The following is a 22,893-nucleotide window of genomic DNA, read 5'->3' on the forward strand; positions in this document are numbered from 1 at the left end:
GCAGCCCCGATTATAACCACCAGCCTCCGGAATACCAACCAACAAACCGATGGCCTGTTTTAACCAGTTCTCAGTGATGAAAACCCGCGCCTGCGACTTTTGTTGAACCCGGTGAACGGTTAACCTTGAACACCGTCTAACAACAAGAGCAGCACCATGGCACAGTACACCATTGAAATTGATGAAACTTTCGATGTCCCCAGGCGCAAGGCTTTTGCCGTTTTTGCCGACCACCACCGCTTCGGCAAACTGGTCGGGGCACCGGTCAAGCGCATCAAGGACAGCGACCAGGCAGACCCCAACGGCATTGGCTCGGTTCGCAAGATCGGCATTGGCCCGCTGTCTCTTGAGGAAACCGTACTCGGTTTTGAACCCGACTCTCTGATTGAATACACCATCAGCAGCATCAGCCCTTTGCGTAATCACCTGGGACGTATTCTGTTCTCCGATGCAGGCGAAGGAAGAACCCGTATTCAGTACTCCATCCGTTTTGAGGATATTGTTCCGTTTACCGGCAAAGCGGTTCAGGTCGCGCTGGAAAAGGGATTACGCCGTGGTATCAAACGCCTGCCGTCAATGGCGTAAGCCTGTGGGAGCGCAGGCAACAATCGGTAACTTGATGAATATCAGATAATTGACCTGAGGCAACAATTTATATTTGTCAATTCTGTACTCTCCCGCGCAGTTTGCAATATCCGGCCATCGGGCTATAAGTGTGCCTGAAGCCGAAGACCCTACTGCTTTGCGGGAGACAGAAATGGCGGCAGCACCGATTGTTCTCTTCGACAACGGACACCACAAGTGCCTGATGTTCGATTCCCTGGTCACTGGCGAAGGCGTTCAGTCCAACCAGTTCCTGATTGTTGATGGCAAACACGAAGCCCTGATCGACCCCGGCGGAGATCTGACCTACACCCCACTCTCCGTCGCCGCGTCCAAGTACATGAACATCCGCGATATGGACTATGTCTTCGCGTCCCACCAGGACCCGGACATCATCGGCGCCATCGACCGCTGGATTGTTCACACCCGGGCAAAAATCGTTACCTCAAAGCTGTGGGCGCGCTTCTTGCCGCACCTGGTGTCCAGCTACGTCACCAACCAGCTCAGCGGCAGCGTCTACGACCGCATCGTCAGTATTCCTGACGGCGGCGCCAATGTGAGGTTCGGGGAGACTTATCTGCAGTGCCTGCCGGCGCATTTCATGCACTCGGTCGGTAACCTTCAATTCTACGATCCGGTCTCAAAAATCCTGTTCTCAGGTGACCTCGGCGCGTCCATGGGCGGAGAAGACGACCACCAGCCGGTGAAAGATTTCGACAAACACATCCCGAACATGATCGGCTTCCACCGCCGTTACATTGCTTCCAAGAAAGTCTGTCGTCTTTGGGCCAACATGGTTCGAGACATGGACGTGTCGATGATCGTGCCCCAGCATGGCAAGCGCTTTGAAGGCCCGGTGATGATTGATCGCTTCCTTAACTGGGTCAGCGATATGGATTGTGGCATTGATTTGGTATCCCAGGACAACTATCGCCAGCCGGTGGAATACGTGTAACAACCCGGTTCCGCAGGGACGCGGAACCACCTCCTGCCAAAAAGCTGCGAAATCAGGCCTGTTGCAATCCGCTCAGGTTCAGTAAAATCCGCCTTTTCACTGAACCCTAGAGGCAGCGAATATGGGCAGAGCCTACCAAAACCGCAAAGAATCCATGGCCAAAACGGCCGCCGCGAAAACCAAGGTTTACAGCAAGTACGGCCGCGAGATCTACATGGCCGCCAAGGCTGGTGGCATCGACCCGCAAGCCAACCTTTCCCTGCGCGGGCTGATCGAGCGGGCCAAGAAAGACCAGGTGCCCACCCACGTTATTGAAAAAGCCATCGACAAAGCCAAGGGTGGTGCAGGCGAAGACTATGCGCCGGCCCGCTACGAAGGCTACGGCCCGGGCAACTGCATGGTCATCGTGGACTGCCTGACCGACAACCCGAACCGCACCTTTGGCGATGTTCGCCTGGCCTTCACCAAAACCAAGTGCAAGATCGGCACCCCGGGCGCCGTGGCCCACATGTTTGATCACTGCGCCATCTTTGCATTTGCCGGCCAGGATGAAGAAGCCGTACTGGAAGCCCTGATGGAAGCCGACGTGGACGTTACCGACATCGAAAGCGAAGACGGCAAAATCACGGTATTCACCCCGAACACCGAATACGCCAAAGCCAAACAGGCTCTGGAAGCCGCGTTTGAAGGCATTGAGTTCGATGTGGACGAGATCCAGTTCCTGCCAAAAACCACCACCGTGGTAGAAGGCGACGACATCCCGATGCTCGAGAAATTCCTCGACATGCTGAACGATCTGGACGACGTACAGAACGTATTCCACAACGCAGAACTGCCGCAGGAATAACCTCTGCCGGCAAAGAGTAGTCACAGCGGCGCGACAGGGCGGAGGCAGCAGGCGTGGAAAAGCCAAAGGTTATTATCCTGAAAACAGGCTCAACCTACCCGCAGATACGGGATCAGTTTGGTGATTTCGACGCCTGGTTCCTCCGCAACCTCAACGGTGATCTTGACGTTACCGTGCTGGATGCCGTGCAAACGCCACCTGCGTCTGCTCCCAGCGACTGGGCGGGCATCGTCATTACCGGCTCGCCGGCAATGGTCAGCGACAAAGCGCCCTGGAGCGAAGAAACCGCCCGCTGGATAAAACAGGCGGTCGAGGCCAAGGTTCCACTTCTCGGAGTCTGCTATGGCCACCAGTTGCTGGCCCACGCTATGGGTGGCAAGGCAGACTACCATCCGAAAGGCCGAGAGACCGGGACGCACACCGTGCGATTGCTCGACAGCGCCAGTTCAGACCCCCTGTTCAGTCAGTTGCCGGCAGAATTCCCCGCCCACCTGACCCACAAGCAATCAGCACTTGAGCTCCCTCCGGGCGCTGTACTGCTGGCCAATTCGGCCTTCGAGCCGCACCAGGCGTTCCGGGTTGGCGAACATGCCTGGGGCGTGCAGTTTCATCCGGAATTCACCGAAGCCATCATGAAAGCCTACCTCGAAGTCCAATTTCCGGACATCGTCGCCGAAGGCCTGGACGCCCAGAGCCTGCTGCAGGGCGTGCGCCCTGCCCCTGATGCCAATCACTTGCTGAAGCTTTTCGCTGAGTACCTGAACGCCCGCGCAATGACCAAATAGTCATGGAACCCGGGCGGCTGTGTGAACGTTTTGTATGTTGAATGAGTACAGATCGCTATCTACTGTACTGGAATACAACAGAGAAAGGAGCCTCACATGAACGGTATCAGAAAGCACTTAAGAAAGTTCTCACTGACGATGGCCGTACTCCTCGCGTTTACGACCACCTTCTCCATGTCCGCCAACGCAGGCATGGTGGGTACCGGTGAGTTGATCCAGCAGCAACAGGTGGATCTGGACCGGCAACAGTTGCTGGAAATGCTTGAAGATCAGGACGTGAAGGCAAAACTTCAGCAACTGGGCGTGACAGAAGCCCAGGTTGCGGAGCGCATCCAGAATCTGACGCCGGCCGAACTGGCCGAGTTCGAGCAACAACTGGCCGAAGCACCAACCGGCGAGGGGGTTGTCGGCATCATTGTTCTGTTCCTGGTGGTATTCATCATAACCGATATGCTCTGCGCGACGGATCTGTTCCCCTTCGTGAAATGCATTCGCTGATTTGTAATGCTGAAAGCGAGCAGGTTTCCTGAACACACCACGGCCGTCATTCTGGCGGCCGTCATTCTGCTTGCGGGGTGCGCATCCACCCCGGACTGGCCAGATACCACGCCCCGTAGCGCTGAATCATCAAGCTCTGCCACACTGCTTGAGAGTGTTCCCTTCTATCCGCAAGAAAAATACCAGTGCGGTCCGGCATCGCTGGCCATGATGCTGAACGCACAGGGGCTGGAGACCAATCCGGATATACTGAAAGAACTGGTCTACCTGCCGGGCAAGGAAGGCTCCCTGCAAGTGGAAATGGTTGCGGGTGCGCGGTCCCACGATATGCTGGTATACCGTTTACCACCAGAGCCCGAGGCAGTTCTCGCCGAGGTTGAAGCTGGCAATCCCGTTCTGATCATGCAGAACCTGCGCCTGGGCTGGTGGCCTCAGTGGCATTTCGCCGTGGTAGTCGGTTACGACACCGAGAAGCAAGTCTTGATTCTGAACACGGACACCCGGCGCCATTATGAAATGCCGTATAAAGTGTTTTACAACACGTGGGCCAAGGCAGACCACTGGGCTACCGTCATTCTGCCACCGGATCGGATACCCTCCACCGGTGAAATGCTTCCATACCTCCGGGCGGCCCACGATCTTGAAACAACAGGCCATACTCTCGCAGCTCAGCGGGCCTACGAAACGGCAATAACAAAGTGGCAAGAGCAGCCAACACCACTCATGGCAAAAGCCAATCTCCAGTACCAGCTAGGGCGTCATCAGAAGGCCGCTGACGGTTTCCTGAAAGTCATCAACAAATTCCCGGAGTTCGCTGAAGGCTGGAACAACCTCGCTATCGCACTGAACGATGCAGGGTGCCCGGCTCAGGCTCGAAAGGCCTCGGCTTGTGCGGCCACGCTTGCACCGGACCGGTTTGAGTCAGCCGGCGATGACATCCTGTCCAAAGGGGAAATCCGGAGGGATGCCTGGCGATCCCCGCCTGTCCATCGGAACCGGATTAACAACCGGTCAAACCGGTTTCCTCAGTAATACAACATCTTTCGCCGGTATCTCAAGATCCCAGCCGTAGTTCTGCGCCAGCCAGTCAAAGGTGTACTCTCGGTAGAACACCACATGCGTCGGGTCACGCCGGTAGTGCCAGTTGTCAAACCGATCGTCGTCGGTCTGAAAACAGGTCATGATGCCAAGCAAGCCGCCAGGCCGTAACAGGCGATCCAGCATTTGGAACACCTCGGCCGGCTGGTAAAGGTGTTCGACGACTTCCGTGCAGGTGACAAAGTCATACCGCTGCGTCAACAGCCGGTCGTCGGGATAGAAGAACGGATCGTAAAGAGCCACCGCCAACCCGGCCTCTTCCAGCATCTTCGCTAATGCCGGACCGGGCCCGCAGCCAAAATCCAGGCCGCAGGCGCCAGGTTCCATACGTGCCAGCAAGGGCTCCGCGAGTTTGGTGAGAAACCGCCGGTAACCCGGGTCAGACTCGCTATTCTCGTGCAACTCGTAAACGGCCCGCTCCCGGTCCTCCGCCAAACGACACTCCGGGGCCATGACCGTTGCCTGACACAAACCGCAACGAAGATAGCGCAGATCTCCTATCGTCCGAAAAGGCGCCAACTGCCCGGTTTGGCAAACCGGGCAGTGCGATTGAAGACATTCCTTAGGCTCCGGCTTTTCAATCATGCACTTTCAACCTGACAAAAGTTTCATTGTCATATCCGGCCATGTGGCAGGTTTGTGACCGGCTACGTAAAAGCCCCCCTTTCCCGCTGCCTATACTGCCGCAGAGTAGAGAGGAGCCGGATAGTACCTCTTGAATGATACCAACAGAACAATTCAAGGCTAAGTGCCAGGAAGCCCCCGGCTCAGAGACAGGAACATGGAAACGTCATCCGAACTTGCACTGGAAGTGCCGATCGTCTCGGCTCGCTATGCCCGCCGTTTTGTCCGTTTTATGGAACATCGCGGTGTAAAGCGGCATACCATTCTTGCCAATACCGGCATCACCGACGAAATGCTGAATAACCCGGACGCCAGCTTGTCCATGCATCAGGTCATGGATTTGCTGCGACAGGCGGATTGGCTGATGACCGACGAACGCGCGGCGTTCGAATTTGGCCAACAACTAGACCTGCCCAGTCACGGCCTTCTCGGGTTCGCCATGTTGGGTCAGGAAAATCCGCGACGCCTGGTGAGCATGATCGTCCAATACCTGCGCGTAGGCCTGCCATTGATGGACATGGAACTGGAATCGACCGGCTCCACATTCCGCATCCGGCTGATCGATACCTGGGGCGTGGAGGACTTGAGACCCTGCCTGACCAAAATCTATATGGGCAGCATTCACCGTATCTCCTGCCAGGTTTGCAGCAACTTCCACTTCCAGTTTGATTTCCCGTCGTCTGCCTCGCTGGAGGACTGGCAACTCCTGGCCCCCCGGGTGCGAGTTCGAATTCGAGGCGCCGGTTGCTCAGGTCACCATGCCGTTGAAGGGCTCACCAGCCCCTAAAAGCGAGGCTAACCTGGAGTTTCTGGTAGCCCGTACCCGATGCCATCGAAAACCGGGCAATCTGGAAGCCGACGAGACCGCCATGCAGGTTCGCGAACTGATCATGAGCCAACCCGGCCGCCCCTGCAACACCGAAAACATTGCGCGGCGCCTGGATATCAGCCCGCGCACCCTGCGCCAGCATCTTGCCAGCGCCGGCACATCGTTCAGGGAATTGCGGAACGAAATTCGCGAAAGCTTCGCTACCCTTTATCTGAAAGACACCAACGTACCGTTGGAGTCCATCTCCGAAAAACTGGGGTTCAGTGACCAGGCCGGTTTTACCAAAGCCTATCGATCCTGGACGGGCACAACCCCCGGCGACGTTCGGCGGCAAGCCCGCTCAAAAAAGTGAACACAGCTCACTTTTCGTTTTGACACCGTTCACGGTTTAGACAATCCCTTCGCCTCTCTCCGCTTTGAACAAAAACGGTGCCGCGACAAGCAATGACCCGCGGCACCCTCTCCCCGTCTAATAACGCTGCACTCATACGTGAACACGTATGGCAAAGGGATCTTTGCAAGTCCGATTGAGCAGTCCTTATCGGTGTTGTCTGCAACCCACTACAACAAATAACGACGTACAGAGGACGAACTCATGAAACTCAGGAACCTCAATACGAGTGTCCGCAAGCTCGGCCCCGCGATTGCCGCGGCGGCTTTGATGGCGGGGGGCGCAGGTAATGCGTCTGCCGAGCAGGTTTCCCTGGAACTGGCCTTTGAATGCCCGTTCCCACTGATCGGCACCCAACCCATTCGCGCCCAGATCAGCGCCGACATACCGCCGGTCGCTACCGTTGGACAACCCACACCGCAGTTTCAGGTTGACGCCATTACCGTCGTTAATGACGACGCGCGCACTGGTCTGAAGCTGGTCAATTCCGAGACCCTCGAGGGGGTTGCCACCAGCATCAACGAAATCGTGACGGTCAACCGCACGTTTGACCAGATCGTAAAGCTGGACATTCCGCCAACCAACATTCCGTCCGAGACCGGAGAGTTTAACGTTCCCGCTGCAGGCACGGCTCCCGAGGTACTGTTCACCGATGAGGATATCGGTGAGGCTGAGATTCGCGTCGGCGCCCTGTCCCTGGATCTGATTGCTCGCACCGCCAATGGTGACATAGCCCCGGCGCCCATCGGCGAGATCACCACAGACTGCGTGCAGCTGCCAGACCAGGACAACCTGCTCCAGACCGTTCTCGTCGAAGGCGATACGGTTGAGGCGCCCCGCATTAATGTCGGCGTTGAGGAGCTGGCCTTTGGCAACGTTCAGGCCGGCCTGACCGCTACGCAAACCGTTACCATCTCCAACACCGGCAATTCGGATCTGGGCATCAATGGCATCTCCATTGGTGGCACAGATTCCACAGTGTTCACACAAACCAATAGCTGTACCACCATTGCACCCAGTGCCTCCTGTGATGTCGACGTAACGTTCGCACCGTCCACGGAAGGAACCCGCAACGCTACTCTGATCATCCAGTCTACCGACGCCGAAACACCGTCTGTGGACGTTGGGCTGACCGGCCGTGGAGTCCTGGCACCGGTTCCCGAAATCGGCGTCAATCCGGAGTCCATCGACCTTGGCCGGATACTCCTCGGTGAATCCGCCAGTGCGGAAGTGACCGTATCCAACAGTGGCAACGCTGCTCTGCAGATCGACAGCATTGTACTGGAAGGCGCGAACGCGGCCGACTTCACCCAGTCGACAGACTGTACCACCGTCGCGGCCGGCGAGAGCTGCGCTGTTCAGGTAGCCTTTACCGCAGCCTCGGTAGGCGTGAGCAACGCCAACCTGGTGATCCGTTCCAGCGATTCCGAGAATCCGGAGATCCAGGTTCCGGTCACTGCCGAAGCGTATGAGCAGACCGGAAATCCGACCCTGGAACTGTTGCTGGGCCTTGAAGGCTCAACCCTGATCAAAGCTACCGGCGGCACACTGCCTCTGACTGGCAGCATTGCCACACTCCTTGATCTTGCTTCTGGCACGTTCGAAGCGGACCTGGATGTTGAGCCAACCTCTGGCAACTTCTCCATCAAACTCCTGTTCAGCAAGATCCACGCATCTGCAAACGTTGAGTTTGAACAGGCTGAAGTAACCACCGGTTCTCTGGTCGACGGCAAGCTGACGGCGAACTCTCACCTGTACGTGAAGGTGCCCAAGGTTGCCATCAAACTGTTCGGCCTGCCGGTGAAGATTGGTGGTGGCGAAGAGTGCCAGACCAGCCAGCCAGTTGATATCCAGCTCACTTCCGTTGAAGGCTCCAACTTCTCGCCTGCCACCGGCGGCACGGTAAGCGGTGTCTATGAGCTGCCGGCACTGGAGAACTGCGGCTTGCTCACAAGCTTGCTGAATCAGTTCATGACAGGCCCGGGCAACACCATCGATCTGGAGCTGACTCCAGAGTAGTAAGAACTTCCGGCAATGCCGGAGGCGGGTCCATGGCCAGCGCGGCTGGCCGTGGACCTCATACGCAGTAAAAACAAAATCAAAAAAGGAACAATGCAATGAAAAGCCTGAAAAGAAATCTGCTAGCACTGGCTATCATCGGCGCGCCGTTTGCCGCGCAGGCAGAACTTAAACCAATCGACGATGCTCAGATGGGCAGCATCACCGGTCAGGCCGGTGTCACCATCGAGCTCGAAACCAAAGTAAACATTGGTGAATTCAGATATACCGATGAAGGCTCTCTCGCCATCAAGGACATCAGCATCGGCGGTGCTGGCGCCGGCTATGAAGATGAGATGTTCAAAGACATCGAGATTGGCAGAAGCCTGGCCTTCAAGGATTACACCGACCTGATCGACAATATCAAGATCGAGATCGACGTTGCCGCGGATGGCGACGCCATCATCAACGTACTGCCAATCACCGCAGCTCCTATCGATTTTGGCGTGACAACCGGTGAATGGAGCCTGCAGGGCAACACAGACTCCACGCTGCTGGCAAGCAACTTTTCAATGAGGGGTATCTTCAACAAGGTCGGCATCACGGTGGATACCGCGACCGACAAGCTGACCCTGGACACAAAGGTCGGTATTTCCGATCTGGATATCGATGTCGACTTCCTCGCGATCGGTATTCGTGACCTGCAGCTCACCAAGAATACCTATCTCGAAAAGGTTGCTGACAAAGCAACTGGCGGCAATGGCCCGACCATTCTGGATGCCGCCGCGGATATCGTTGTGGAGGTCTATAAAGACCAACGCTTCGGCAGCTCGGACGATTCCCTGGCGATTGATCTGCAGCAGTTTGACGCAGACATGAAGATTGGCCAGGTTCTGGTGGGCGGAACCAGCATCGGTTCCCTGACACTGGACAACCTCTCTGTGCAGAACACCCGCATGAGAATCTACGGTCACCAGTAATGCACCGAGGGCCCGTTCCGGGCCCTCACTCTGCCAACCCGGCGGCGCGTTTCATTTCCAGATCCAGATCGTTCTCTGCCAAAGGCTCTGAACTGATCAATTCAATCCGCGATTGTTCTCCCGGCTCACAGGGCTGAACGGTCAACGCACCTTCCACCTGATTGATCACGCGCCAACCATCCAGGGTATGCACGACGGCCTTGAACCGCACCAGGCGTTCGTCCATCGCCGTTGCCAGTAGAGACGCCTCAGAGAATTGAATTTCCGGGTGGATGCGCCAGCCCAGGCTGTAATGCCCCTGACCACGGTTGGGCATCCACTGCCATGGCTGCTCGTCCAGAGACGGTGCCGGGGGGCGAAGATCAAGTGCAGCACGCTGTTGATGGGCAGCCGGGCTGGATACCGGCTGACGCTCCATCTCACCGTCCAGCCACCCGGGCGCCAAATGCCCCTGGCTTGTCGTGTAAACGGCACGCTTCGTCAGGGGCAGCGTGGCAACCCAGTCTTCAAACGCCGAGAGTTGCTGTGCCGTGCACAGATCCGATTTGTTGGCGACCAGAATATCGGCAGCTTCGATCTGATCCCGGAACTGCACATTCTCAAGCACCTTCGGGTTCTCGAGCTTGCGTGGATCCACCAGAGTAATCACCGGCCCCAACGCCAGGACATCCTGATAATGCTCTCCGGTCAGGGTATCGAGAATCTGGGAAGGATGACCAAGGCCCGTGGGCTCAATCAGCAGACGATCCGGCTTGGCTCTGGCAATCAGCTGGTTCAGGCCGATCTGCATGGGCAGCCCCGCGACGCAGCACATGCAGCCACCCGGCACCTCGCGCACCACCGCCCCCTCGGTCTCCAGGATGGCACCATCAATGCCCACCTCGCCGAACTCGTTCACCAGTACCGCCCAGGTTTCCCCTTCCGGCTTCTGGCGTAGCAGGTCCAGAATGGCAGTGGTTTTGCCAACGCCAAGAAACCCCAGAATCAGGTTGGTGGGAATCGGTCGGGAAATGCTGGACATAATTCGGGCCTCAAAAACGTTATACTATAACAACATTGACCAGACCGGGCTACGCCCGACTAAGGAGGAGTTAATGCCAAGACTGTTCTTCGGGCTGGAAATTCCTGAGTCGATCAAGACCAGCGTCTTAACGGTAAAAACTGACATTAAAGGTGCCCGCTGGCAAAGCGAAGCCCAGCTTCACCTAACCCTGGCGTTTCTGGGAGAGGTGGAGAGCGAACAGGTTACCCAGGCTCGGGATAACGCCAGAAAGGTGGCCCATACGCCTTTTGAGCTGGAAGCCGCCGGGCTGGGTTGCTTCGGCAAGGAGGAGAGCCCGAAAATCCTATGGGCGGGGGTCTCCCCCGAGGCAGAACTGAGGGGACTGCAACGCACCCTTGCCCAAAGGCTCATCAACGACGGCTTCACTCTGCAGAATCCTTCATTCAAACCTCACATCACACTGAGCCGCTTTCGGGCTGGCGCGGGCTCGGTGGCCGAGCTGATCGAGCGTTATCGGAGCACCCGGTTTGGCAGTTGGTCGGTTCAGGAGTTTGCGCTGTTTGAAAGTACTCCAGGCCAGAGCGGCTCTGTCTATACCGTGCTGGAACGCTATCCGTTAAACGCCTGAAGCTTCAGGATTGCTCAAGTCGGTTTGCCTCGTAGTCCTCAATCAAGGCTCTGGCGAGAACCCAGTCCTCGTCAGCCACATGCACGTTGGTAAAGCCGGCAGCGCCGATTTCGCCCAGTGCACCCTGCAGGTAATGCCCGCCAACGTGCGCCTCTATGTGATTGGCCCTCAGCAGGCCAGCTATGATGTGAGCTTCGGTAATATCCCGGGCCCGATAGGCTATTTGCAAAACGGCGCACTCCTATATGCTTAACGCTGTTTCGACTATAGTCGTCCACATGCCCTGTGTCTCGCGCCCCAAGGATTGTCCATGCTCTGGTTTCTGCTCGCTGTCGTTACTCTTGTTGTCCTGATCACACTGCTGATCTTCCGGGTAAAGGATCTTTCCGAGTACGACGGCCAGGACTGGGTTATCAAGGAAGTTGCTCCAAACCCGGCTCATGATGAGGTCATCGAACGCATCAAGGACATGGGGCGCGCCTCCCGCGGACTGAAGGGCAAAGCCCGGCTGATCGCCCTCCGCAACCATCTGGACAGCCTGGGTGAAGGCGTGGATATCGAATCGGACATCCGGCATCAGGATCATCCACGTGGCGAATGGATATTGGCGCCCGGGGCCGATTCCCGCCGACGTGTGCTCTATATTCACGGCGGTGCCTGGGCTGCTGGCAGCCCTCGCAGTCACCGGGCGATTACCGACCGTTTTTCCCGGATTGCCAATGCTGCCGTTTTTGCGGTTGATTACCGGCTCATGCCCGAACACCGGTTCATGGATGGCATTCGGGACTGCCGCCAGGCCTATGCATGGCTGCTGAATCATGGCCCGGACGGCGAAGCGCCCGTCGACTTTATGGTGGTTGCCGGAGACTCGGCGGGCGGCAGCCATACCCTGTCACTGCTGGCGTGGATTCGCGACAATGGCCTGCGGCAGGCCGATGCCGCCGTTGCCCTGTCACCCTCCACGGATCTCACGCTGACGGCGCCTAGCAATCGCGAGAATATTCGCACGGACCCACTCCTGGGCCCGGTGTTTGGTGGTTTGTCCAAAATCCCGCTGCCCGTGTTGTGGTGGGGAACACTTGCCGCGTTCAGACTCTCTCCCACCAACCCGGTTGCATCACCTCTGCGGGGTGAGCTTAACAAGCTGCCACCCGTGCTTATCCACGCAAGCACCACGGAAATGCTGCTGGACAACGCCACGCGTTACGCCGCCAAGGCAAAAGCCCAGGGTTCACCGGTGGAGCTTCACACCTGGCAGAACATGGTGCATGTATGGCACATCTTCACGCCACTGCTGCCTGAGGCAGACGAGGCATTCGACGACATCGCGGCTTTTCTGAAGAAAGTGGAACAACCTTAGTGGGCTGGTGCCGGCATTACTCTGCCGGCTTTCGCCTGACGTACAGCACCTTATGGACTCGGGCAACGACCGTTCCTGCCTCGTCCACAACGTCGACATACCACTCCGGCAGGTACTTGTCGCCATCAGCGGTGGCTTCGCGTATTTCCTCGAGACGCGCATCGGTCAGCTCGAAGCGGGCCTTTACCACGCCCTTGCCGGGGCGGATAAAATCAATACTCGCGGACTTGTCCCACACGATGTAATCGTTGCCCAGTCGGCGCATCAGTAACAGCATATACATTGGGTCAACCATGCTGTAGAGAGATCCGCCGAAGTGCGTGCCCACGTAGTTGGTGTTGTACCAGTGCTGACGCATTTCCACCGTTGCAGAGCTGAAGTCATCAGCAATGTGAGTGACTTTAATACCTGCCCCCAGGTAAGGGGCGAAAGTAGAGAGCACTCTGCGCAGGGCGCCGGCACTGGCAAACCAGCGGCGAATGGTTGAATTCATAGGAACATCCAAACGGTTGAGAATCAGCCTGAAAACTGTGTAGCTGGCTATCCTCTTACAGCCACACTGCATTTTCAACGAAAATTCATACGACCGTTTGAATTATTTAGACTGGAAACATCAAGGTTTCACATTGAACCACTGGGGATAGTTCAGCAGGCAGTACAGTGCGAGCATGTCATAAACCGCATGCCAGACCATCACCATGGGCAAGCTGCCCCATACCAGGTAAGCGCCACCAAGAATCAGGCCCAGACACGTCGCTACCAGAAAATAGGTAAACGACACATAGTGCACCAACCCGAACAACACAGAGGCCGCCAGTAAGGCTGTCCAGGGCCCGGTGTGCTGCATTAGCCAGCCCTGCACTGCACCACGAAACAACAGTTCTTCCCCCACCCCGGCGAGCAGGCACAAGGTCAGCAATACCGGCCAGCGATAACTCGCCGCGAAACGGTAAAGGGCCTGCATTTGCGAACCAAGATCATCAGGGAACAGCCAGGAGAGCTGAGTCAGCAGCAATAGCACAAGGTAGGTGGTGCCAGCGCCCAGGATCCCATACAGCAGGATTTCCAGCAGATTCAGGCCGTTCAGCATTAACGGAATATCGAACAGCCAGATCGCGATCCAGCCTACCAAACCAATACCGCCCTGAAACAACAGGGCGGCGGTGATGGATAGTTTGGCGCGACCTTGGGCCATAACTCAGTTTTCGAACAGGCCCTTGACCGGGAACAGATCGTCGTAGGCGGGCGCCTGCTTCTGGGCCTTGGCCTGGAAGGATTTCATCATGTCCGTAGGGCGGAACATGCCGGACTGCCATGTGGCCATGTAGCGGAGGCTGTCTTCTACGCTGTGATCGCGGCTGAAGTTGATCATTTCTTTACAGCCGGTCACCGCCAGCGGCGAATTGGCAGCGATCTGGGCGGCAATGGACATCACGCCCTCAAGCATCGCTTCCTGAGTCTCGTATACCGAGTTCACGAAACCCAGGCGATGGGCTTCTTCAGCACCGAATTTGCGGCCCGTATAAGCCAGCTCACGCACCACGCCCTCAGGCATCAGTTTAGGCAGCCGCTGCAGCGTGCCCACATCAGCTGTCATGCCCAGCTCGGTTTCCTTGATTGTGAAATAGGCATCGGAGGTGCAATACCGGCTGTCAGCAGCGCACACCAGGTCCAGAGCCCCACCAATACAGCCCCCGTGCACGGCAGCCAGCACCGGCAGACGTACTTTCTCCAGAGAGCTCAGAGTATCCTGCAGCTGCAGTACGACTCTTCGCAGGTTCTCCGCCATACGGCCAGGGTCACCACTCATGGGCACGGATTTCGGATCCGAGAACACGCCCAGATCCATGCCTGCGGAAAAGTGCTTTCCGGTCGAGGAGATCACAATCACCCGGGCATCGGTATTAGCTTCAATGTCCTGAACGCAGCGCGGCAGCTCCAGCCAGAATGCCTTGTTCATGGTATTCAGCGCCTCGGGGCGACTGAACTGAACGTGGGCGATGTGGTCTTTTACTTCAATATTGAAACTTTCGTAGTTGGCGAGTTCAGACATGATGGATCCCGTATCATCTGAGAGCATGGTTTCGTATTATTAGGGTGCACATTACCGCGAAACGAGGCACGATGGAATTCACTTTCCTTGGCACATCGGCCGGAACACCAACCCGGTCACGCAACGTCACCGGCCTGGCGCTTTGCCTGTCGGGGCCCAAACCCTGGTATCTGGTGGACTGCGGTGAAGGCACCCAGCACCAGCTGATGCGCACACGGTATTCGGTGATGCAGTTGCGCGCCATTTTCATCACCCACATCCATGGTGACCACATCTTCGGGCTACCGGGCTTGCTTACCAGCGCTTCCATGCTGGGTCGCACCGAGCCTCTGGACATCATTGCGCCGCCACAGGTACGCCGGTTTATCGATGCGGTCATCGAAAACAGTGACTCCAGCCTGAGTTATCCGTTGAACTTCATCAACTCGGAAGCTCCGGGTTTTTACTGGCAGGATGACCATTTGGGTGTTACCAACGTGGCGCTTTCACACCGGGTACCTTGCCGGGCCTACGTATTCACAGAGCGCAACCTGGAACGTCAGCTGCAAAAGGAGAAACTGGTTGCTGATGGCATAGAGCCTGGCCCTCAATGGGGTGACCTGCAGAAAGGCAAAGATGTTCTACTGGATGATGGGCGCCTGCTGCGTAGCGACGATTACACTCACATTCCCAGAACCGCGCGAAAAATCATTGTCGGCGGTGACAACGACACCCCGGAACTGCTGAAAAATGCCTGCCAAGGCACCCACGTCTTGATTCACGAGGCCACCTACACCCAGGATGTCGCAGACCGGGTTGGCCCCTGGCCCCAACACAGCTCGGCGCAGCAGGTGGCCCGGTTCGCACAGGCAACGAAGCTGCCCAATCTGGTACTCACCCACTTCAGCTCCCGCTACCAATCGGCCCCGGGTGGCACACCGCACATCAATCAGCTCGCCGCCGAGGCGTTGCAGCATTACACGGGCCACCTTTTCCTGGCCCGGGATTTTGACACCTACCGTCTGGAGAAAGACTTCCAGCTACACAAAGTTGATCACAGCTAATCAGTCGCTATTCTGGCCTGGCGGCAGTACCACCCATTCAGGGTCTTCAAATTCACCCAAAGGCCGAATCTCAACAAACGGAGCGGCGCTTTTAATGATCTCCGCGATCCTCGGGTCCTTCCGGGCATCCATGGCATCGCGGTCGGCCTTGCTGTCCCAGCTGGCGATAGCGATCAACTTGTTCGGCTCACCAATCTTTCGGTGTAGTTCGGTACCACGGGCACCGGGCGCCTGCTGAATCAGCTCACTGGCCCGGACCCAGGCATCGGCATACTCCTCGGCAGAGTGCCCGTCTTTCACCGTGACCTCGAAAATATACTTCATCGCATCCTCCCGATTTGCAGCATCCTGAGGTCATGGTCCAGACTTGAAGAGTACAGATCAAATTCTGACCACAGGAGACGGACGCATGTATCAGAAAATACTGGTTCCCGTCGATCTTGCCCATCTCGACAAGATACCCAAAACCCTGAACACCGCCATCGACATGGCCAAACACTACCAGGCCAGCCTGTGCTACGTGACAGTCACCAACAGTACCCCGGGAGCCGCGGCCCACAACCCGAAGGAACTGGCAGACAAACTCACGGAGTTTGCCGAGGAACAGGGTAAGAGCCACGGCATTCAGACCGAATCCAGGGTGCTGGAATCGGTCGATACCGCCGTTGAGCTGGATAAAATACTACTGGGCGCGATCAAGGATACCAAGGCCGATCTGGTAATCATGGCCTCCCATGCACCGGGCCTCGGCGACACCCTGCACCTTTTGCGGTCTAACGGGGCAGAAATCGTCAAACACAGCGACATTTCGGTGTTCGTGGTTCGCTGAGCCTTGCGGTAGACTGGCCGGACATTCACAGGGAAGTCACCAATGTCCGCACCGCTTGTTTTTGCTGTTATCGCCAGTGCCCTGATTGGCGGCTCGCTGTTCTATTTGTTTTTCTACCGCAACTGGCGACGCCAACGCGAACTGCAACAACCGTTTCCTGCGCAATGGAGACAACACCTCCAGAGCAGTGTCCCCCTCTACAACCGGCTCGCCGACAGCCACAAAACCCGGCTGGAGAATCTGGTGCAGCTCTTTATCTCGGAGAAGGAATTCTACGAATGTGCCGGTTTTGAAATCGATGACCGGGTGCGAGTGACCATTGCCGGCCATGCTTGCCTTTTACTGCTTGAACGCGGGTTTTACGAATACGATGACGTCAAAAGCATCCTGGTCTATCCCGATATCTACCGAGTAAAGGACACCGAAAGCGATGGCCTGGTGGTCAGCGCCAGTGACGAAACCCGGGCCGGAGAGGCCTGGTCCCACGGCCGGGTGATTCTGGCCTGGAGCCAGTGTGAACAAGCCAGCGCCAATCCTCATGGCCCGCACAATGTGATTCTCCATGAATTCGCCCATCAGCTGGACTACCTGGATGGCACCGCGGACGGCGCGCCACCACTGAGTGGCGATGAGGCGGCGCACTGGCAGAAAACCATGACCGAAGCCTGGGACCACCTGCAGCATCGACTGGAACACCACCACAAACCCTGGCTTGACCCCTACGGCGCCACCGAACCAGCCGAGTTTTTCGCGGTGCTGACCGAGGCCTTCTATCAACAACCGCAGCACTTGAAACGTGAACAACCTGACGTCTACGCTGCCCTGTGCCGTTTTTACCGGATCGACCCGGAGCACATGCGTGCCTGCCTGCCTTGATGATCAGCCGCCTGGGCCGTTTCCCTTGACGCCGAGACGATCCAGGTACAGATGCAGCTCTTCCTCGCTGATATTCACGTATTCCAGTACCCGGCCATAGAGCATCACGGTAGGTACATTACGCCCGCCCAATTCCTTCTGGGTCTCGCTCAGGACGTAAAGTATCGTCCGTTCCGTTTTTGTGAGACCATCCCGCGCATCGGGGATCACCTCGTCTATTCCGCGTAAACTGCTCATATTTCTGAATCCGGTAAGCTGCCCATGGAAATCAAAGTCAATTATCTCGAAAACCTGAGGCTTGAGGCCAAGTTTGACGATTTCACCGTCATCTCAGACCAGCCCGTCCGCTACAAAGGCGATGGCTCGGCGCCCGGCCCGTTTGACTACTTCCTGGCCTCATCCGCCATGTGCGCAGCCTACTTTGTGAAGGTTTACTGCAATGCCCGGGATATTCCCACAGACAACATCCGACTGTCGCAGAACAACATTGTAGACCCGGAAAACCGCTACAAGCAGATTTTCAAGATTCAGGTGGAACTGCCGGAAGACATTTCCGACAAGGATCGCCAGGGCATCCTCCGCTCCATCGACCGCTGCACCGTCAAAAAGGTGGTGCAAACCGGCCCGGAGTTCCAGATTGAAGTGGTGGAAAACCTGGACGAAGACGCCCAGGCCCTGCTCACCGCAGCCCCGGGCGGCGACGGCAACACCTATATCGAGGGCAAGGATCTGCCCCTGGAGCAGACCATTGCCAACATGACCGGCATCCTCTCGGATCTCGGCATGAAGATCGAGATTGCCTCCTGGCGCAACATCGTGCCCCACGTGTGGTCTCTGCACGTGCGCGACACCGCGGCCCACATGTGCTTCACCAACGGCAAGGGTGCCACCAAGGAAGCCGCCCTGTGTTCGGCCCTGGGTGAGTTTATCGAGCGGCTGAACTGCAACTTCTTCTACAACGACCAGTACTTCGGCCAGGACATCGCCAACAGCGAGTTCGTGCACTACCCGAACGAGAAATGGTTCCAGCCCGGCCCGGAAGGCGAGCTGCCGGACGGCATTCTGGATGACTACTGCCAGGAGATTTTCAATCCGGACGGCGAACTACTGGGCACGCACCTGTTCGACACCAACTCGGGCACGCCCGAGCGTGGTATCTGCAGCATTCCGTATGTGCGTCAGTCAGACGGAGAGACAGTTTACTTCCCCTCCAACCTGATCGAGAACCTGTACCTGAGCAACGGCATGAGCGCCGGTAATACCCTGCAGGAAGCGCAGGTACAGTGCCTGTCAGAAATCTTCGAACGGGCAGTCAAGAAAGAGATCATTGAGAACGAAATCGCCCTGCCGGATGTTCCCGAGAGCGTGTTGGCCAAGTACCCGGAGATTGTCGAAGGTATCAAGGCCCTGGAAGAACAGGGCTTTCCGGTACTGGTGAAAGATGCCTCCCTGGGCGGTCAGTTTCCGGTGATGTGCGTCACCCTGATGAACCCCAAAACAGGCGGTGTGTTTGCTTCCTTCGGTGCACACCCCAGCTTCCACGTTGCCCTGGAACGCAGTCTGACCGAGCTGCTGCAGGGTCGCAGCTTTGAAGGTCTGAACGACCTGCCGGCGCCCACCTTCAACTCCATGGCGGTGACCGAGCCCAATAACTACGTTGAACACTTTATCGATTCCAGCGGCGTGGTGTCCTGGCGCTTCTTCAGCGCCAAATCCGACTACGATTTTGTGGAATGGGATTTCTCCGGCAGCAACGAAGAAGAAGCCGACACCCTGTTCGGCATCCTCGCGGACATGGGCAAGGAATGCTACATGGCGGTGTTCGAAGATCTCGGCGCGCCGGTCTGCCGAATCCTGGTGCCGGGCTATTCCGAGGTGTATCCGGTGGAAGACCTGGTGTGGGACAACACCAACATGGCCCTGGAATTCCGCGAAGACATCCTCAACCTGCACCGTTTGAGTGAAGACGAACTGGCCAATCTGGTACAGCGCCTGGAAGAGGCCGAGCTGGATGTGTACATGACCATCGTCACCCTCACCGGCATCGAATTCGATGAAAACACCGTGTGGGGCCAGCTCACCATTCTGGAACTGAAACTGCTGATCTACCTGGCATTGGGCGAGCTTGAAGAGGCCCAGGAGCTGGTGGAGATGTTCCTGCAATTCAATGACAACACCGTTGAGCGCGGCCTGTTCTATCAGGCCATGAACGCGGCTCTGGAAGCCACGTTGAACGAAGAACTGGAACTGGACGACTACCTGTACAACTTCCGCCGGATGTTTGGTGACGAGGTAATGGATGCCGTAGTGGGCTCGATTAACGGTACGGTCCGCTTCTTTGGCCTGGAAGAAACCGGCATGGACCTGCGCGGTCTGGACCGGCACCTGAAGATGATCGAGAGCTACAAGAAGCTGCACGCGGCCAGGGCCCGCAAAGCCGGACTCTGACCGCTGCGGGGCAGATGCGGTGCCCTCAAGGCGCCGCTATCCCGCCACTATCGTTTCAAAACCGCCATAAATCAGGCGTTTGCCATCAAAGGGCATAGGGTTCACATCGGGATGCAGGCGTGGATCATCCATGATTTTCGGCATGGCGTGGTCCCTGATCGCCCGCGAGGGCCACTCTATCCACGAAAACACCACGGTTTCCTCCGGCTGGCACTTCACGACCATCGGAAATGAGGTCGTTTCGCCCTCTGGCACGTCATCCCCCCAACACTCGACCATTTTCAGTGCGCCATATTCCTTGAACACCGCGGCGGCATCACTGGCGTGTTTGATGTATTTTTCCTTGTTAGCGGTTGGCACGGCAGCCACAAAACCATCGATATAGCTCATGATCTGTCTCCCTATTCAATCCTTCGGTGGTAGTTCCCGCACCGGCCGCACTTCAATGCTGCCAAAGCGAGCTGGTGGAATCCGGCTGGCCAGGTGCAGGGCTTCATTCAGGTCTCTGGCTTCCAGCAGATAAAAACCCGCCAATTGCTCTTTGGTTTCAGCAAATGGACCGTCGGATATCAATACTTCATCATCCCGAACCTGCACGGTGGTCGCCGTGTCCGTTGGCTGCAGAGGCTGTCCGGCCACATAGTTTCCCTGTTCGGTAAGCCGCTCGACTCCAGCCACGCACTCCTGATTCAGATCATGCCATTCCTGATCAGTCATGGCGTTGATAATGCTCTCCTGGTAGTACACCAGAGCCACATATTTCATCTATCTTCCTCCCTGTACTTTCCAGACGCGGTCTCGCCTGGCTCCTTAGATAAGTCGCTCGACAATCGTGGAAATCGACACAGACAAACATCTTTTTTACACGGGAAAACTCAATTCCCGAAGCCTGCGTTCCAGAAAGCGCCGTTCCGGGGTTTGTGTCGCCATTGCTAACGCACGCTGGTAGGCGTGAGCAGAAGCATCCACATCCCCTGCCCTGCGCAGGAGATCGGCCCGGGCGGCGTGAAACAGGTGATAGGACAGAATTTCCTTGTTGCCCACCAGCCCATCCAACAGAGCCAAACCGGCCTCCGGGCCATCACACATGGCTACGGCAACCGCGTGGTTCAAGGCGACAACCGGTGACGGGTGCTGGCGATATAGAGCCGCGTAAAGTCGCGAAATGCGGCGCCAATCTGTTTCATTGGAATCGTCAGCGCGGGCATGCACTGCCGCTATGGAAGCCTGCAACGTGTATGGCGAAGCTGGCGTTAGCGTCAGTGCCTGTTCTAGCCACTTCAGCCCCCGGTCAATCTGGCTCCGATTCCACAGAGAACGATCCTGCTCCTCCAGCGTAACCAGATTGCCATTCTCGTCATCCCGGGCACCGCGGCGGGAATCGTGCAGCAGCATGAGCGCCAGCAAGCCAAACACTTCCCCTTCGGGCAACAAACGAGTCAGATTCTCAGTGAGCCGAATGGCTTCATCCGACAGGCTCATGTCGGTGACCGACTCACCATCACTGCGGGAATAACCTTCATTGAATACCAGATAAATCACTCGCAACACACCGGGCAAGCGTTCTGGTAGTTGCCGGCGCTCTGGAACCTCGTAGGGAATCCGGGCCTCTCGAATTTTTTTCTTGGCACGAACAATTCGCTGAGCCAGAGTCGTCGGCTTCTGCAACAGGGCTCGGGCAACCTGCTCGGTGGTCAAACCGCACATCTCCCTGAGAGTCAGAGCAACACGGGCATCCAGGGACAACGCAGGGTGACAACAGACGAAAAGCAGTCGTAACTGGTCGTCCTCAATGGCCTGCCAATCATCGCAGTCTGCGCCTTCTTCCTGCTCGCCTACCAGGTGAGCGTATCGTCGGGCGGTCTGTCCACGGCGAATGTGATCAATGCCTTTGCGGCGGCCGGTTCGGATAAGCCAAGCCACCGGGTTTTCCGGAATACCTTCGCCTGGCCATTGCCGGACCGCCGCCGCAAAGGCCTCTTGCATGGCTTCCTCAGCCAGCTCAAAACTGCCCAGCAGGCGAATAAGCGTAGCCATTACCTGCCGGGACTGATCCCGGTATATCCGGGCAATCGCCGGGTTATCTGCTGGCACCGTACCCTCCTGTGTGGATCACCTGCTTGCCGATCACCCGGATAGCCTCAGGCCGGCAGGTTGCGTGAAACGGGGTTTTACCGGCCACGTCGCCATCCACCGTTACCGTCTTGGCGCGGGTGGTTTCTACGTGGCACCACTTGCCCTTGATCTGGATGACGGTGCTGGTCCGGCGCGGCGTCTTGCGGTTCAGGCGCACCATCAAAAATGCAAGTAACAGCTGCGGCAACGGGCGCGGTTTAACGGCAATGACATCCAGCAAACCATCGTTCGCAGAGGCCTCTGGTATTTCATGGCCGCCACCGAAATAGGCCCCCGTGGCAACGGCAATCGATAGCCAACGCCCCCCCAGATTAGAACGATCAGTACGTATATGGGCGTGGAATCCCCGCTGGGCACCCAGTTGTCGGAACAGTGTGGCCATGTAACTGAACTTTCCAAGAAACCTTTTGGTGGGTGAACTGGCCTGGCGTGAAGGCAAAGTGCCCAGGCCAATGTGGGCCACGTTGAGATAGATGCGGTCATCAAACTCCGCCACATCAATCATCTCGGCGCTACCGTCCGCCACCAGACGGGCCACCTCTGCCGGTTCAGACGGAATACCCAGGTTGCGAGCAAAATCATTAGCGGTTCCCGAGGGAAGAACCGCGAGAGTCGCGCCGGTGCGCAGGCAAAGTCCGGCCACACCGTTCACAGTGCCATCCCCACCCGCGGCCAACAATACGTCGTTGCCAGTCACCAGGCGCAGCCACTGTTCAGATTCATCCAGCCTGCATTCGGTTACGTTCTCGATTCCCTGCTCGCGCAGATGCGGCAACCAGAAATCCGCATCCCGGCAGCCATCACCGGAACCAGGGCTATCCACCAGCCAATACGCCATACCATTCCCTCTGGAGAAAGAAACTGTCCCCTTCATTTGATAGCATGGCTGATCGATTTCTTCATGCAGGA

Annotated in this window: 28 protein-coding genes; 16 read left to right on the forward strand and 12 right to left on the reverse strand. The window is 57.1% G+C overall.

The annotated features are described in order from the left end of the window. Positions 1-156: 156 nt before the first annotated feature. The 6 genes from Q669_RS15125 (at position 157) to Q669_RS15150 (ending at position 4,720) form a co-directional block, all read left to right on the forward strand. Positions 157-585 carry an SRPBCC family protein gene (locus tag Q669_RS15125; RefSeq protein ID WP_022992924.1) on the forward strand — a complete coding sequence of 143 codons (429 nt, stop codon included), beginning with the start codon at positions 157-159 and terminating at the stop codon, positions 583-585. Positions 586-757: 172 nt separating this feature from the next. Beyond that, on the forward strand, positions 758-1,558 hold the full coding sequence (locus tag Q669_RS15130; protein ID WP_011785623.1) for an MBL fold metallo-hydrolase: 801 nt from the start codon (positions 758-760) through the stop codon (positions 1,556-1,558). Between the two features lie 121 nt (positions 1,559-1,679). Beyond that, positions 1,680-2,405 carry a YebC/PmpR family DNA-binding transcriptional regulator gene (locus Q669_RS15135; RefSeq protein WP_022992925.1) on the forward strand — a complete coding sequence of 242 codons (726 nt, stop codon included), beginning with the start codon at positions 1,680-1,682 and terminating at the stop codon, positions 2,403-2,405. Between the two features lie 53 nt (positions 2,406-2,458). Further along, the gene (locus Q669_RS15140) at positions 2,459-3,190 is read left to right on the forward strand and encodes a glutamine amidotransferase (RefSeq protein ID WP_022992926.1); all 732 of its coding nucleotides are present in this window, start codon (positions 2,459-2,461) and stop codon (positions 3,188-3,190) included. Between the two features lie 96 nt (positions 3,191-3,286). Beyond that, complete coding sequence (locus tag Q669_RS15145; protein ID WP_022992927.1) at positions 3,287-3,688, forward strand: PA2779 family protein; 402 nt, start codon at positions 3,287-3,289, stop codon at positions 3,686-3,688. Positions 3,689-3,694: 6 nt separating this feature from the next. Next, positions 3,695-4,720, forward strand: coding sequence for a PA2778 family cysteine peptidase (locus Q669_RS15150; protein ID WP_022992928.1), 1,026 nt, complete (start codon positions 3,695-3,697; stop codon positions 4,718-4,720). On the opposite strand, the gene Q669_RS15155 is transcribed toward Q669_RS15150, so the two are convergent. Further along, positions 4,700-5,239: a class I SAM-dependent methyltransferase gene (locus Q669_RS15155; RefSeq protein ID WP_022992929.1), complete on the reverse strand. Its 540-nt coding sequence runs from the start codon at positions 5,237-5,239 to the stop codon at positions 4,700-4,702. The genes Q669_RS15150 and Q669_RS15155 overlap by 21 nt on opposite strands. A 328-nt stretch (positions 5,240-5,567) precedes the next feature. Here Q669_RS15155 and Q669_RS19915 point away from each other — a divergent pair, with 328 nt between their 5' ends. The 4 genes from Q669_RS19915 to Q669_RS15170 all read left to right on the forward strand — a co-directional run bounded on the left by Q669_RS19915 (position 5,568) and on the right by Q669_RS15170 (position 9,608). After that, positions 5,568-6,197: an AraC family transcriptional regulator ligand-binding domain-containing protein gene (locus tag Q669_RS19915; RefSeq protein WP_022992930.1), complete on the forward strand. Its 630-nt coding sequence runs from the start codon at positions 5,568-5,570 to the stop codon at positions 6,195-6,197. Continuing rightward, positions 6,175-6,591: a helix-turn-helix domain-containing protein gene (locus Q669_RS19920; protein WP_227501125.1), complete on the forward strand. Its 417-nt coding sequence runs from the start codon at positions 6,175-6,177 to the stop codon at positions 6,589-6,591. Before Q669_RS19915 ends, Q669_RS19920 begins: the two co-directional genes overlap by 23 nt. Positions 6,592-6,834: 243 nt before the next feature. Continuing rightward, positions 6,835-8,649, forward strand: a complete 1,815-nt coding sequence (locus Q669_RS15165) for a choice-of-anchor D domain-containing protein (protein WP_022992932.1) — start codon at positions 6,835-6,837, stop codon at positions 8,647-8,649. Between the two features lie 98 nt (positions 8,650-8,747). After that, positions 8,748-9,608 carry a DUF6160 family protein gene (locus Q669_RS15170; RefSeq protein WP_011785631.1) on the forward strand — a complete coding sequence of 287 codons (861 nt, stop codon included), beginning with the start codon at positions 8,748-8,750 and terminating at the stop codon, positions 9,606-9,608. 25 nt (positions 9,609-9,633) lie between these two features. Here Q669_RS15170 and Q669_RS15175 read toward each other — a convergent pair whose 3' ends face one another. Further along, entirely contained in the window at positions 9,634-10,629 is a 996-nt protein-coding gene (locus tag Q669_RS15175; protein ID WP_022992933.1) for a CobW family GTP-binding protein, read from the reverse strand. 73 nt (positions 10,630-10,702) lie between these two features. Between Q669_RS15175 and thpR the strand changes: the two genes are divergently transcribed. Further along, the gene (thpR, locus tag Q669_RS15180; protein ID WP_022992934.1) at positions 10,703-11,239 is read left to right on the forward strand and encodes an RNA 2',3'-cyclic phosphodiesterase; all 537 of its coding nucleotides are present in this window, start codon (positions 10,703-10,705) and stop codon (positions 11,237-11,239) included. Positions 11,240-11,243: 4 nt separating this feature from the next. On the opposite strand, the gene Q669_RS15185 is transcribed toward thpR, so the two are convergent. Continuing rightward, positions 11,244-11,468 carry a DUF2007 domain-containing protein gene (locus tag Q669_RS15185; RefSeq protein WP_011785634.1) on the reverse strand — a complete coding sequence of 75 codons (225 nt, stop codon included), beginning with the start codon at positions 11,466-11,468 and terminating at the stop codon, positions 11,244-11,246. A gap of 81 nt (positions 11,469-11,549) precedes the next feature. Here Q669_RS15185 and Q669_RS15190 point away from each other — a divergent pair, with 81 nt between their 5' ends. Next, positions 11,550-12,599 carry an alpha/beta hydrolase gene (locus tag Q669_RS15190; RefSeq protein WP_022992935.1) on the forward strand — a complete coding sequence of 350 codons (1,050 nt, stop codon included), beginning with the start codon at positions 11,550-11,552 and terminating at the stop codon, positions 12,597-12,599. 16 nt (positions 12,600-12,615) lie between these two features. On the opposite strand, the gene Q669_RS15195 is transcribed toward Q669_RS15190, so the two are convergent. The 3 genes from Q669_RS15195 to Q669_RS15205 form a co-directional block, all read right to left on the reverse strand. Further along, positions 12,616-13,092, reverse strand: a complete 477-nt coding sequence (locus tag Q669_RS15195) for a DUF4442 domain-containing protein (RefSeq protein ID WP_022992936.1) — start codon at positions 13,090-13,092, stop codon at positions 12,616-12,618. Between the two features lie 120 nt (positions 13,093-13,212). Beyond that, positions 13,213-13,794 carry a CPBP family intramembrane glutamic endopeptidase gene (locus Q669_RS15200; protein ID WP_022992937.1) on the reverse strand — a complete coding sequence of 194 codons (582 nt, stop codon included), beginning with the start codon at positions 13,792-13,794 and terminating at the stop codon, positions 13,213-13,215. 3 nt (positions 13,795-13,797) lie between these two features. Further along, the gene (locus Q669_RS15205) at positions 13,798-14,652 is read right to left on the reverse strand and encodes a crotonase/enoyl-CoA hydratase family protein (protein ID WP_011785638.1); all 855 of its coding nucleotides are present in this window, start codon (positions 14,650-14,652) and stop codon (positions 13,798-13,800) included. A gap of 71 nt (positions 14,653-14,723) precedes the next feature. Between Q669_RS15205 and Q669_RS15210 the strand changes: the two genes are divergently transcribed. Next, positions 14,724-15,695, forward strand: a complete 972-nt coding sequence (locus tag Q669_RS15210; protein ID WP_022992938.1) for a ribonuclease Z — start codon at positions 14,724-14,726, stop codon at positions 15,693-15,695. On the opposite strand, the gene Q669_RS15215 is transcribed toward Q669_RS15210, so the two are convergent. Further along, positions 15,696-16,019 carry an antibiotic biosynthesis monooxygenase family protein gene (locus Q669_RS15215; protein ID WP_022992939.1) on the reverse strand — a complete coding sequence of 108 codons (324 nt, stop codon included), beginning with the start codon at positions 16,017-16,019 and terminating at the stop codon, positions 15,696-15,698. An 85-nt stretch (positions 16,020-16,104) separates the two neighbouring features. Between Q669_RS15215 and Q669_RS15220 the strand changes: the two genes are divergently transcribed. Further along, positions 16,105-16,524, forward strand: coding sequence for a universal stress protein (locus Q669_RS15220; RefSeq protein WP_011785641.1), 420 nt, complete (start codon positions 16,105-16,107; stop codon positions 16,522-16,524). Between the two features lie 42 nt (positions 16,525-16,566). Then, positions 16,567-17,400, forward strand: a complete 834-nt coding sequence (locus Q669_RS15225) for a zinc-dependent peptidase (protein WP_022992940.1) — start codon at positions 16,567-16,569, stop codon at positions 17,398-17,400. Positions 17,401-17,403: 3 nt separating this feature from the next. Here the strand turns inward: Q669_RS15225 and Q669_RS15230 are convergent, their stop codons facing one another. After that, a complete protein-coding gene (locus tag Q669_RS15230; RefSeq protein WP_011785643.1) occupies positions 17,404-17,637 on the reverse strand; it encodes a hypothetical protein in 234 nt (77 codons plus the stop codon). Between the two features lie 24 nt (positions 17,638-17,661). On the opposite strand from Q669_RS15230, the gene Q669_RS15235 reads away from it, so the two are divergent. Continuing rightward, positions 17,662-19,848, forward strand: coding sequence for an OsmC domain/YcaO domain-containing protein (locus Q669_RS15235; RefSeq protein WP_022992941.1), 2,187 nt, complete (start codon positions 17,662-17,664; stop codon positions 19,846-19,848). 36 nt (positions 19,849-19,884) lie between these two features. Here the strand turns inward: Q669_RS15235 and Q669_RS15240 are convergent, their stop codons facing one another. From Q669_RS15240 to Q669_RS15255, 4 genes are all read right to left on the reverse strand, one after another. Further along, positions 19,885-20,238: a DUF1428 domain-containing protein gene (locus tag Q669_RS15240; protein ID WP_011785645.1), complete on the reverse strand. Its 354-nt coding sequence runs from the start codon at positions 20,236-20,238 to the stop codon at positions 19,885-19,887. A 15-nt stretch (positions 20,239-20,253) separates the two neighbouring features. Continuing rightward, entirely contained in the window at positions 20,254-20,613 is a 360-nt protein-coding gene (locus Q669_RS15245) for a YciI family protein (RefSeq protein ID WP_011785646.1), read from the reverse strand. A gap of 96 nt (positions 20,614-20,709) precedes the next feature. Continuing rightward, entirely contained in the window at positions 20,710-21,942 is a 1,233-nt protein-coding gene (locus Q669_RS15250; protein WP_011785647.1) for an RNA polymerase sigma factor, read from the reverse strand. After that, positions 21,929-22,822, reverse strand: coding sequence for a diacylglycerol/lipid kinase family protein (locus Q669_RS15255; protein WP_011785648.1), 894 nt, complete (start codon positions 22,820-22,822; stop codon positions 21,929-21,931). The genes Q669_RS15250 and Q669_RS15255 overlap by 14 nt, the downstream gene beginning before the upstream one ends. Positions 22,823-22,893 lie beyond the last annotated feature (71 nt).

Origin of the sequence: Marinobacter sp. C1S70 (assembly GCF_000475355.1) — a bacterium.
GTDB lineage: Bacteria > Pseudomonadota > Gammaproteobacteria > Pseudomonadales > Oleiphilaceae > Marinobacter > Marinobacter nauticus.